Origin of the sequence: Novosphingobium sp. AAP83, from assembly GCF_001295795.1 — a bacterium.
GTDB lineage: Bacteria > Pseudomonadota > Alphaproteobacteria > Sphingomonadales > Sphingomonadaceae > Novosphingobium.
On the sequence record NZ_LJHY01000009.1, the window covers coordinates 25,605 to 36,572 of the forward strand.

Consider the following 10,968-nt stretch of genomic DNA (forward strand, 5'->3'; position numbering starts at 1 on the left):
GGCATGGTCAACGCCGCCGATGCCTTTCCCCGCGATAGCGAGCCTGATCGCAGCGCGATTGGCCTGCGCAAGGTGATCCATGTTGATATGGACGCCTTCTTTGCCAGCGTCGAACAGCGCGATGAGCCTGAATTGCGCGGCAAACCCGTGGCGGTGGGGGGATCATCGGATCGCGGGGTGGTAGCCGCCGCCAGTTATGAGGCGCGCGTGTTTGGCGTGCGTTCGGCCATGCCATCGGTGCGGGCGGCAAAGCTGTGCCCGGATCTGATCTTTCGCCGGCCCCGGTTCGAAGTTTATAAAGCGGTGTCACAACAAATCCGCGCGATTTTCCTCGATTATACCCCGCATGTGGAGCCGCTTTCGCTGGACGAGGCCTATCTTGATGTGACCGATGACGTGCGCGGGATCGGTTCGGCCACGCGCATTGCCGAATTGATCCGCAAGCGCATTCGCACCGATACGGGGCTGACCGCGAGCGCCGGGGTGTCTTACAACAAGTTCCTGGCCAAGATCGCCAGTGACCAGAACAAGCCCGATGGCCTCTGCGTGATCCGCCCGGGCGAAGGCGCACAGTTTGTTGCCACTTTGCCGATCCGGCGCTTTCACGGCATCGGTCCGCGCGGCGCGGAGAAGATGGCGGCGCTGGGCATCGAAACCGGCGGGGATTTGCGGGAGAAGAGCCTGGCGTTCCTGCGCGAGAATTTCGGCTCGCTGGCAGATTACCTCTATCGCGCGGCACGGGGCATCGATCTGCGACAAGTGAAGGCTGACCGTCCGCGCAAATCGGTGGGCGGGGAGCGCACGTTCGAGCGGGACATCTCGTCGGGCAGCGCGCTGCGCGAAACGCTGGAGAACATCATCGAGATCGTGTGGGAGCGCATCGAACGCAGCGGGGCGAGCGGGCGGACGGTGACGCTGAAGATCAAGTTCAATGACTTTACCCCGCTGACCCGCTCACGCTCGTTGCCACGGGCGGTGGCGGGAAAAGCGGAGTTTGCCGACATGGCCCGCGCGCTGCTGGATGCGCAACTGCCCTTGGCCAAACCGATCCGCCTGATGGGGCTGACTCTATCCGCGCTGGAGGGCGAGGAGCCTGAGCATCCGCCCGAAGGTGCGCCCTTGATCGCCAGTCAGAGCGAATTGCCGTTTTGAAAGGCCAGCCAGCGCGCGATCATGTCTTGCGCAGGCTTGCTGGTGGGGTGGGGCAGGGCTTCGGGCAGAAAAAACCGGGCCTCGATGATTTCCCGGCCATCGGGCGAGGGGGCATCGGCGGTTGTGCCTGCGACGAGTTCGATGACGTTGGTCCAACCGTTCCGGTCAAAGGTCAGCGTGTCGATGTGGCGGGGCGAGACGAGCGTGCAACCCACTTCTTCGGCCAATTCGCGGGCTGCGGCATCCAGCAGGCTTTCGCCTTTGCCCAAACCGCCGCCGGGCAACATCCAAAGATCAGTCAAATGGTAGCTATGCCGCACCAGCAGAATCTGCCTTGACGCATTGGCAGCAATGACATTGCATCCGCGCACGACCTTGCCGGTTGCGCGCCACCAGCGCAGGCGCAGGCCATGGGCCAGGCGCAAGGCCAGTCGATGGACAGGACCGGGAAGCAAACGGAGCATGGCCTGATCATGTACGCAGGATCAACGGTTGTCATCCATCCTGTCCACCGTCGCTGCGGGGTCGCAAATCTGTTGTCACACTACCGTAGCAAATCACTGCTTGAGCGTGTTTATCCCCGTGCCCTGGCGCGCGGCGTTTGTGAATCGCCTTTGGCAGAGTATGCCTGTGGCCTTGAAGGGAAACTGGACGTGGGATTTGGGGGTAAGCGGCTGGCGTTACCGGGCACTCGTCCGGCTTTGCCACCACTGCACGATGTGCTGTGGTGGGCATTGGCCGCGCTGATTGCCTTGCTGGCTGCTGCGCTGTTCTGGGCCGTGGTGACGCCGGTCTCTCCGCTTGGCGGCTGGCGGCCTGCCGGAATTCGCGAGATGACGCCTTCTGCCAGTGCCGCCCTTTTTGCCAGCATGGATCCGTTCAATCGCACCCCGCCTGTGGCAGAGGCCGCGCAGCAAAGTTCGGTGACCGCGCTGGCGCTGACCCTGTTCGCCACGCGATCCACGCCGGGTGGCGGTGGCAGCGCGATTATCGCAGGGGCCGATGGTGTGCAGAATGTCTACCGCATCGGGGCCGAAGTGCAGCCGGGTGTGACATTGTCCGGCGTTGCGTTCGATCATGTTGAGTTGACCCGCAATGGCGCCCGCGAATTGCTCTATCTTGATCAATCTGCCCCGGCCCCTGACGCTGAAGGCGTGGTGGCGGCCAATCCCGTAGCGGTGCCTGCCGGTGGAACGGGCGGTTCCGGCGCGATCAGCGTGGCCGGTTTGCGCAGCGGCGTGAATTTTGGTCCCAAGGCGGAAGGCGGCAAGATCGTCGGCCTTGAAGTGATGTCATCGGGCGATGGCGCGGTGTTTGGCGCTGCCGGATTCCAATCGGGCGATGTGATTACGGCGGTTGACGGCAAGCCCATTAGCGGCCCCGGCGATGCCGCGATACTTTCAGGCGCACTACGTCCCGGCGCATCCATTTCGGTTACCGTCAAACGCGGTGACCGCCAGCTTCCTCTTGCGATAACATTGGCTCCATGAAACTGCGCATGTTCTCCTGTTCGAAGATGCTCCTCGGAGCTGCCGCCTTGGCGCTTGCGACCCCGCAAGTGGCTTGGGCGCAATATACCCTCAACGTGCGTGATGCCGATGTGCGGGCGTTCGTCGCCGATGCCGCAGAGGTGACGGGCCGCACGTTCATCGTGGATGGCCGGGTGCAGGCAAAGATCAGCGTGGTGTCAGACCGCCCGCTCAGCCGCTCGGAATACTTCGAGGTGTTCCTGTCCACCTTGCGGGCGAACGGTCTTGTCGCAGTGCCCACCGGCAACGGGGCATTCCGCATCCAGCCTGCCGAAGGCGCGGCGACCAATCCTACGCGGATTGGCAGCCGGGGGGCGGCGCAAAGCCAGATGGTAACCGAGGTTATCCGGCTGAAAACCATTGATGCGGCCCAAGCGGTTGAGACGCTGCGCCCGCTGATAAGCCGCGAAGGCGCGCTGACGGCAAACAAGGCGGGCAATTCGCTGGTGGTGGTCGATTATGCTGATAACTTGCGCCGGATTAGGGCGTTGGTGGCCGATATCGATCGTGACAGCACGACCAGCCAGACCGTGATGCTCGACCATGCTGGCGCGCGTGAAATCGCCACGGCGTTGACGCAACTGGTGCCTGCTGCCGGAGAAGGCGGGCGCTCTTTGGCCACGGTTGTGGCGGTGGATAGCGCCAACGCGGTGTTGATGCGCGGCGATGCGACCACGCTCGCCAAGATGGCGGCCATGGCGCGGCAATTGGATGCCCGGGCTGCGCTTGGTGGCGAGATCAAGGTGGTCTGGCTTGATTATGCGGATTCTGCTGCGCTCGTTCCCGTGCTGGAACGCTTGATCGGCGGACAGGGCGGCGGCGAAGTGGCATCGGCCAGCGCTGCGCCGATCTCGCTGGGGGGGGTTGGCGGTAATGCTACCTCCAATGCCGGAACGCAGGGTAGCACCGGGCCTTCTGCGGGAACGGGAGGGGCCGCCAGCAGTCCGATAGGTGCAACGTCCGGCGGGCTTGGCAATGGTCCGATTAAGCTGGCCAACGGGCGCGGCAATGCTACGATCACGCGCTATCCCGGTGCCAATGCGATCATCATCGCCGCCCCTGCCGATGAACAGCGCCGGTTGAGCGAAGTGATCCGCCAGCTTGATGTGCCGCAAGAGCAAGTGCTGGTCGAGGCGATCATCGTCGAGATTTCGGATAACGTGGCGCGCGAACTGGGCGTGCAGATGCTGTTTGGCGGCAAGGACAAGCCGTTTGCGGTTACCAACTATTCCAACTCTTCGCCCAATATTATCGATATTGCGGGCGGATTGCTGGCGGATAATTTTAATCAGACGACGACCGTGTTGAACGGAGCGGTTGTGACAACCACCACCAACAGCCCGGCGGGCGATTTGTTGACGCAAAACGCGGCGAGCAAGGTTTTGGCGGCGCGCGGGGCGTATTCGGGTTTCCTGACCGAGCTTGGCAAGGACACCTATCTCGGCGCGATCATCAATGCGGTGCAGACGGATCGCAATTCGAATATCCTTTCGACCCCGCACATCACCACGAACAACAATGTGCCGGCATCCATCCTGTTCGGGCAGGAAATTCCGGTTGCGACGGGCGAGGCGCTGTCCGGCGGGAACTTTAACGATACGTTCCGCACAGTGACGCGCCAGAATGTCGGCATCGAACTGGACGTGACCCCGCAGATCAACGCGGACAACATGGTGCGGCTGGATTTGCGGCAGGAGGTATCATCGGTGGCAGGCCCGGTTGCACGCGGATCCAGCGATCTGATCGTCAACAAGCGCGAGATCAAGACGACGGTGACGGTGGGTGACCGCGAGATCGTGGCGCTGGGCGGGCTGCTGGACGATAACGAGAGCCGCACGTTGCAGAAAGTGCCGTTCCTTGGCGATATTCCGATCCTGGGCGAGGCGTTCCGGTCACGCGGGCGCAGCCGGGTGAAGACCAATCTGATGGTGTTTATCCGCCCGACGATCTTGCGCAATGCAAGGGATCGCGAGGCGCAGACAGCGCGCCGCTATGGCATTGTCCGCAAGGCTCAAGTCAACTTTGATCCCAAGCGCGAGCCGGGGATTGATGAACTGATCGTCGATTATATGGGCGCAAGCCTGCCAGCTACGCCGCAGGCCGAAGTGGCCGCGCTGAACGCGGGCGATACGCTGATCCGCCCGCGCGCTTTGCCTGCACCAATTGAGCAGACCGAGCTTCCGCCGAGCAGCGCGCAGAACTGATCCGATGGACGCAGCGCACGACATTGATGGCACTGACGCGACGCAATTTGCAGGCGCGATGACGGTTGCCTTGCCTGATCCCGGGCAAGTGTCCGCCGTGCCTTATCTCTATGCACGCGATCACGGGTTCATGGTCGAAGGCGAGGCCGATGGCGCGGTTGCGCTTGTCATGCGCGAAGGGGCCGATCCGCTGGGCTTGCTTGAAGTGCGCCGGGTTCTGGGTAAGCCGATGGTTACGCGCAAGGTGGCTGCGGGTGAGTTTGAGAAACTGCTGGCCGAAGTTTATGCGCAGGACGGCGCGGCGCAAGTTGTTGGCGATATGGGCATTGCGGGCGATGGGCTTGATCCCTTGGCCTTGGGCCTGCCCAGTGCCGAGGACTTGCTTGATAGCGCCGACGATGCGCCTGCGATCCGCCTGATCAACGGGCTGATTGCCGAGAGTTTGCGCCAGGGCGTTTCGGACATCCACATCGAGCCTTATGAAACCGCGCTGGTCGTGCGGATGCGGGTGGACGGTGTGTTGACCGAGAAACTGCGAATGCCGCCGCATGTGGCGCCGGTGCTGGTCAGCCGTATCAAGGTGATGGCGCGGCTCGATATTGCCGAGCGCCGGATGCCGCAGGACGGGCGCATTTCGTTGAGCCTTGGCGGCAAGCTGGTGGATGTGCGCGTGTCTACCCTGCCGAACCGCGCGGGCGAGCGCGTGGTGATGCGCTTGCTGGATAAGGACAATGCCGGGATCAGCCTTCCCCAGCTTGGCCTTGATCCCAAAGCCGAAGACACGCTGCGCCGCGCACTGGCCGAACCCAACGGGATCGTGCTGGTGACCGGGCCGACCGGGTCTGGCAAGACGACGACGCTTTATGCCGCGCTGCGCGGGTTGAATGATGGCGCGCGCAATATCCTGACGGTGGAAGACCCTGTGGAATACGCTGTGGATGGCGTGGGCCAGACGCAAGTGAATTCCAAGGTCGGGCTGACGTTTGCCGCCGGTTTGCGCGCGATCCTGCGGCAAGACCCCGACGTGGTGATGATCGGCGAAATCCGTGACCGCGAGACGGCGGATATTGCGGTGCAGGCCTCGCTCACCGGGCATCTGGTGCTTTCGACGGTTCACACCAACGATGCGGCAGGCGCGATTACGCGGATGCGCGATATGGGGGTGGAGCCGTTCCTGCTTGCCTCGACACTGCGCGCGGTGATCGCGCAGCGGCTGGTGCGGCGGCTGTGCGCGCATTGCCGCGAGGAACGCGCGCTCGATTCCGGCATGGCCGAGGTTCTGGGCATGAAGGCCGGACGCACGGTCCATACGGCCAAGGGCTGCGCTGAATGTGGGCAGACCGGATATGCGGGGCGTGTTGGCGTGTTCGAGGCGGTGCGGGTGGATGATGTGATCCGCCAGATGATCCACGATAACGCCGATGAAGCCGCGATTGCGCGTCATGCTTTCGCTGATTCGCCCACGCTGACCAAGGCGGTGCGGCGCATGGTGAAGGATGGCGTGACCAGCCCTGAAGAAGCGGCGCGGATCATGCGGCGGGACGGGGCCTGATGGCGCGCTTTGCCTATCACGCGATTGACCCCAAGGGCATCGAACGGCGCGGCGCGATTGAAGCGCCGGGCGAAGCGGCAGCGCGCGAGAAACTGGCGGCGCGGCAGTGGTATGTGGTCAGCCTTACGCCCGATGCAGCAGCATCGGCGCGGCGCGCGGCAACCTCGACCAGCGGCATCGCGCTGTTTGCCAACAAGCTTTCGGCCAAGCAATTGGCGCTGTTTACCCGCCAGCTTTCATCGCTGATGGTAGTGAGCCCGCTGGAAGAAACGCTGCGCACGATTTCACGCCAGACCGAAAAGCCCAAGGCGCAGGCGATCTTGTCCAACGTCCACGCAGGCGTAGTGGAAGGCCTGCCTTTGGCCGAAGCGATGCGGCGCGAAGAGCCGAGCTTTCCGCCGATCTATCGTGCGATGGTGGCTGCGGGTGAAAACTCGGGCAGCTTGCCCGCCATCGCTGACCGGCTGGCCGATATGTTGGAGCGTCAGGCGCAGGTGCGCGGCAAGATCATTGCTGCGCTGGCTTATCCCATCGTGCTGTCGCTGGTGGCGATTGGCGTGGTTACGGGGTTGATGGTCTCGGTTGTGCCGCGCGTGGTGGAACAGTTCGATAACGCCAGCCGCCAGTTGCCGATGCTGACGCGGGTGGTGATCGGGATTTCGCAGTTCCTCAGTGCGTGGTGGTGGGCTTTGCTGGCGCTGCTGGCGCTGGCGGTGGCCGGTTTCATCCGCGCCTTGCGCAATCCCGCGTTCAAGCTGCGCTTTGATTCCGCGCTGTTGCGCATTCCGTTTATAGGCAAGCTGATCCGCGATGTTCATGCGGCCTCTCTGGCGCGTACACTGTCGACGATGATCGAGGCGCGGTTGCCGCTGGTGGATGGCTTGCGCTTGGCCACGCGGACGGTTTCCAATGCGGTGCAGGCACAATCGCTGGCGGGCATCAGCGAAAAAGTGCGCGCGGGCGGATCGCTTTCCACCGCATTGCGCGAGGCCGGGACATTTCCGCCGCTGCTGGTCTATCTTGCCGCGAGCGGCGAGGCGGCGGGGCAATTGGGCGTGATGCTGGAACGCGCCGCCGATTACCTTGAGCGTGAATTCGAAGCCTTTACCGCCGCTGCGATGGCGCTGCTGGAACCTGCGATCATCGTTGTGATGGGCACGGCGGTGGCGCTGATCATCCTTGCGATCCTGCTGCCGATTTTGCAGCTTCAGAACCTGACGGGCCTGTGACATGACTGACATTGAACCAACCGAGACACCGGAAGCCAAGGCCAAGCGCCGTCGCAACGGTTTCAGCCTTGTTGAATTGATGGTGGTGATTTTCATCATCGGGCTGCTGGCCACGGTGGTGCTGATCAACGTGCTGCCGAGCCAGGATAAGGCGATGGTCGTCAAAGCGCGGTCGGATATCGCCACGCTGGAGCAGGGCATGGAAATGTACCGGCTCGATATGGCGAGCTATCCCGGCCAAGGTGAGGGTTTGACCGCGCTGCGCACGCCGCCTGCCAACCTTGCGATGCCGCAGAATTACCGGTCCGGCGGCTATGTGAAGGATCTGCCGAGCGATCCTTGGGGCCGCCCCTACCAGTATCAGGTGCCGGGCCGCGATGGCCGTCCGTTCGAGATCTTCTCGCTGGGGGCCGATGGGCAGCCGGGCGGTGCTGATCTGAACGCCGATATCTACGCCGGACAGGATTGACGCCGGGCCGATGGTGCAGCCTGAAACTTCCCCGGACGGCCTGATCGTTCTGGTCTCTGCCAGGCCGGACCACCTCTGGCATTGGTGGCGCGTGCGCGATGGCGTTGCTGGCGCGGCGCAGGCGTTTGATGCGAGTGCCGAACCTGCGCCTTGGGGCGAGGTGGGCGATGTGACCGTGCTGGTCCCGCCAAGCGATGCGCCGGTGCGCGATTGTGCCATGCCCGATATGCCGCTGGCACAGGCCTTGGCGGCTGAGCGCATGGGATTGGCGCAAGGCGGGCTGGAAGCGGCGACGCGGCATGTTGCGGTGGGGGCAGATGCGGGGGGGCTGCTTTCGTGCGCGGTTTCGGCATCGTATATGGACCGCTGGATTGCGGCGCTGGCCGAACACGGGATTGATCCGGTGGCCTTGGTGCCCGCAAGCCTTGTGTTGCCGCGCGCCGAGGGTTCATTGATGCTGGCCGACCTTGGCGGGCAATTGCTGGCGCGCACCGCCAATGCCGCATTTGCGGGCGAGGCGGCGCTGGTGGAGGCGCTGGCGGGTGGCCTGCCACAGACGGCGCTGGACGATGACGAGGTCTCGCAGCGGCTGGCGGAGGTTCATGCCAATCCGCCGTTGAATTTGCGGCAGGGTGTCTATGCCTTGCGCCGCGTATCGGTGTTCCGGACGGGGAACTGGATCGGCCTGCTGCGGATGGCGGCGACGGCGGCTTTGCTGGCATTGCTGCTGATGCTGGTGTGGGTGGTGAAGTGGAACCTTGATAGTTTAGTTGAGGAAACACATGCGCTGGAGCTTGTGCAAAAGCGGTTTCCGGGGGCGACCGATCTGGACAGCGCCGAGCGGTTGATCAATGCGGAGCTGGCCAAGCGCGGGCAGGGCGGGGCGAGTTTCAGCGCGCCTGCTGCGGCGCTGTTGGAAACGATCCGTCCGATCCCGGCGGTGCGACTGCGCGATCTGGGCTATAGCGCGGATGGCACATTGCGCTTTACGGTGGCCGCACCGCGCGCCGAGGATGTGAACACCGTATTGATTTCATTGCAAAATCAGGGTTGGAAAGTGACGGTTCCGCCCGCGCTGGCCCCCGATCCCACCGGCGCCACGGTTGCCGCCATAACCTTGAGGGCACCGTGATGGACCGCGTGAGTGCATGGTACATCGGCTTGACCGGGCGCGAGCGTGTGCTGGTGAGCGTGGCGGGCGGACTGATGGCGCTGATCGTGCTGGTATACGGGATTATCCTGCCCGTGGGCACGGCGCTGGATGAGGCCGCAGTGCGGCACCGGCTGGCGACCGAGCGCGCCGGACGGATCGCTGCACAGATTGAAACGCTGAAATCTGCCCCGCGCGTGAAAGCAGCGGCTTTGGCGGGGCCGATTGAACAAGTGGCAGGCGCAAGCGCACAGGAAGCCGGGTTTATCGTCCAATCCAACCAGCGGCGAGGGCAGGATGCGGCGGTGATCGTGATCCCCACCGCGCGGCCACAGGCAGCGTTGGCGTGGATTGACGGGCTACCGGCGCAAGGGCTGGCGGTGGAGCAATTGACGATGACGCCTGCGCCCGATGGCAGTGTTTCGGTGAACCTGACCGTGCGGCGGAGCGGATCGTGATCGGGCGCTGGATCTTCGTGCGCGAACGCGCGCTGACGCGGCGCGGGTGGCTGGCGCTGGCGGGCTTGACCGCGCTTGGCCTGATCGCGCTGGTGCCCTTGCGCGCCGTGTTGGGCATGGCCGCGCCGGAAAATGTGACCGCGCGCAGCATCGAAGGACCGGTGTGGAGCGGACGGATCGGCGATTTGCGGGTGGGGCCATTGCCGCTGGGCACGCTTGAGGCGGGCTTGCGGCCCTTGCCCCTGCTGCTGGGCCGCGCAGAGTTTGCGCTGGAGCGCGCGGGCAATGCCCCCTTTGCCGCCACGGCCTCGGCCAGCGGCGGCGATGTGCAGCTTTCGGGCGTGAATGGCGTGGTCGCCCTGCCTGACGGGCTGGGCGGGCTGCCGGTTACATCGCTGAGTTTCGGCGATTTTTCGGTGCAGATGGCCGATGGCCAATGCGCCGCTGCCGATGGCACGCTGGGCATGGACATCGCCTCGCCCGGGCCATTGCTGGCGCAAGCGATCACGCTTTCGGGCAAGGCGCGCTGCGAGAGCGGAGCGCTGCTCGTGCCGATGCAAGGGCCGGGCGGCATGGAACGCCTGACCCTGCGCATCGCAGGCAGCGGCCGCTGGCAAGCCGACCTCGTACTGACCGGCCTGCCCCCCGAAGTGAGCGGCCCCCTGATGCAGGGCGGCTTCACCGCGCGCGCGGGCGGCGTGGGCATAGGGACCAGCGGGCAGTTTTAAGGGTTGGGGGGCGGGGGTTTTGGTGGCTTTCGGTGTTATGTCATGATTGGTATGTCCTCGACATACTGAAAGGATGAGCACCATGCCGGTTACCCATGAAGAGCTGATGGCGCGCCTTCCCAAGGATCGGCAGGAGCGTATCAAGGCCCGCGCAGCCGAGCTTCAGGCGGACGTTGAAGGCCTCAAGGCGCTGCGCAAGCTGGCCCGGCGCAGCCAGGAGCAGATCGCCCAGAGCCTCGGGATCAAACAGCCCTCGGTGGTCAAGATCGAGCGTCAGACCGACCTCTATCTTTCGACCCTGCGCCGGTTCGTCGAGGCTGCCGGTGGCACGCTGGAACTGCGCATAGAGCTTCCCGGCACCGGCGCGTTTACGCTGACCGGCGTGGGCGAGATTGATGCGGGGAAGCAGGCGGTTTGATGGGGTTGCGGCGGATTGTGCAATTAGAGCCCGATCCGAAAGTTGTTGAGCAATACCAGCATGTTGTGATTCACACCTC

At 64.0% G+C, this 10,968-nt stretch carries 11 protein-coding genes; 10 read left to right on the top strand and 1 reads right to left on the bottom strand.

Annotated features, from left to right (window positions below; all coding sequences use genetic code 11):
• The first annotated feature begins 3 nt into the window (after nt 1–3).
• On the top strand, nt 4–1,152 hold the full coding sequence (gene dinB, locus IP81_RS05180; protein WP_054106938.1) for a DNA polymerase IV: 1,149 nt from the start codon (nt 4–6) through the stop codon (nt 1,150–1,152).
• On the opposite strand, the gene IP81_RS05185 is transcribed toward dinB, so the two are convergent.
• Nucleotides 1,131–1,616, bottom strand: coding sequence for an NUDIX domain-containing protein (locus IP81_RS05185; protein WP_082355994.1), 486 nt, complete (start codon nt 1,614–1,616; stop codon nt 1,131–1,133). The two genes, dinB and IP81_RS05185, sit on opposite strands and share 22 nt — an antisense overlap.
• Before the next feature lie 189 nt (nt 1,617–1,805).
• On the opposite strand from IP81_RS05185, the gene IP81_RS05190 reads away from it, so the two are divergent.
• From IP81_RS05190 to IP81_RS05230, 9 genes are all read left to right on the top strand, one after another.
• The gene (locus IP81_RS05190; protein WP_197274524.1) at nt 1,806–2,642 is read left to right on the top strand and encodes a type II secretion system protein N; all 837 of its coding nucleotides are present in this window, start codon (nt 1,806–1,808) and stop codon (nt 2,640–2,642) included.
• Nucleotides 2,643–2,650: 8 nt separating this feature from the next.
• On the top strand, nt 2,651–4,885 hold the full coding sequence (gspD, locus tag IP81_RS05195; RefSeq protein ID WP_197274525.1) for a type II secretion system secretin GspD: 2,235 nt from the start codon (nt 2,651–2,653) through the stop codon (nt 4,883–4,885).
• Between the two features lie 58 nt (nt 4,886–4,943).
• The gene (gspE, locus tag IP81_RS05200) at nt 4,944–6,437 is read left to right on the top strand and encodes a type II secretion system ATPase GspE (RefSeq protein ID WP_054106939.1); all 1,494 of its coding nucleotides are present in this window, start codon (nt 4,944–4,946) and stop codon (nt 6,435–6,437) included.
• On the top strand, nt 6,437–7,666 hold the full coding sequence (gene gspF, locus IP81_RS05205; protein WP_054106931.1) for a type II secretion system inner membrane protein GspF: 1,230 nt from the start codon (nt 6,437–6,439) through the stop codon (nt 7,664–7,666). Before gspE ends, gspF begins: the two co-directional genes overlap by 1 nt.
• A 1-nt stretch (nt 7,667) precedes the next feature.
• Complete coding sequence (gene gspG / locus IP81_RS05210; protein WP_054106932.1) at nt 7,668–8,135, top strand: type II secretion system major pseudopilin GspG; 468 nt, start codon at nt 7,668–7,670, stop codon at nt 8,133–8,135.
• A gap of 10 nt (nt 8,136–8,145) precedes the next feature.
• Entirely contained in the window at nt 8,146–9,267 is a 1,122-nt protein-coding gene (gene gspL, locus IP81_RS05215) for a type II secretion system protein GspL (protein ID WP_054106933.1), read from the top strand.
• On the top strand, nt 9,267–9,743 hold the full coding sequence (gspM, locus tag IP81_RS05220; RefSeq protein WP_054106934.1) for a type II secretion system protein GspM: 477 nt from the start codon (nt 9,267–9,269) through the stop codon (nt 9,741–9,743). Before gspL ends, gspM begins: the two co-directional genes overlap by 1 nt.
• Nucleotides 9,740–10,471, top strand: coding sequence for a type II secretion system protein N (gspN, locus tag IP81_RS05225; RefSeq protein ID WP_054106935.1), 732 nt, complete (start codon nt 9,740–9,742; stop codon nt 10,469–10,471). The genes gspM and gspN overlap by 4 nt, the downstream gene beginning before the upstream one ends.
• An 82-nt stretch (nt 10,472–10,553) precedes the next feature.
• Nucleotides 10,554–10,889 carry an XRE family transcriptional regulator gene (locus tag IP81_RS05230; RefSeq protein WP_054106940.1) on the top strand — a complete coding sequence of 112 codons (336 nt, stop codon included), beginning with the start codon at nt 10,554–10,556 and terminating at the stop codon, nt 10,887–10,889.
• The last annotated feature ends 79 nt before the right edge of the window (nt 10,890–10,968 follow it).

Excerpts from the sequence above, each read along its gene's own strand:
- dinB (WP_054106938.1), top strand. The coding sequence starts at position 4 with ATGGTCAACGCCGCCGATGCCTTTCCCCGCGATAGCGAGCCTGATCGC.
- IP81_RS05185 (WP_082355994.1), bottom strand. The coding sequence starts at position 1,616 with ATGCTCCGTTTGCTTCCCGGTCCTGTCCATCGACTGGCCTTGCGCCTG.
- gspD (WP_197274525.1), top strand. The coding sequence starts at position 2,651 with ATGTTCTCCTGTTCGAAGATGCTCCTCGGAGCTGCCGCCTTGGCGCTT.
- gspE (WP_054106939.1), top strand. The coding sequence starts at position 4,944 with ATGACGGTTGCCTTGCCTGATCCCGGGCAAGTGTCCGCCGTGCCTTAT.
- gspF (WP_054106931.1), top strand. The coding sequence starts at position 6,437 with ATGGCGCGCTTTGCCTATCACGCGATTGACCCCAAGGGCATCGAACGG.
- gspG (WP_054106932.1), top strand. The coding sequence starts at position 7,668 with ATGACTGACATTGAACCAACCGAGACACCGGAAGCCAAGGCCAAGCGC.
- gspL (WP_054106933.1), top strand. The coding sequence starts at position 8,146 with ATGGTGCAGCCTGAAACTTCCCCGGACGGCCTGATCGTTCTGGTCTCT.
- gspM (WP_054106934.1), top strand. The coding sequence starts at position 9,267 with ATGGACCGCGTGAGTGCATGGTACATCGGCTTGACCGGGCGCGAGCGT.
- IP81_RS05230 (WP_054106940.1), top strand. The coding sequence starts at position 10,554 with ATGCCGGTTACCCATGAAGAGCTGATGGCGCGCCTTCCCAAGGATCGG.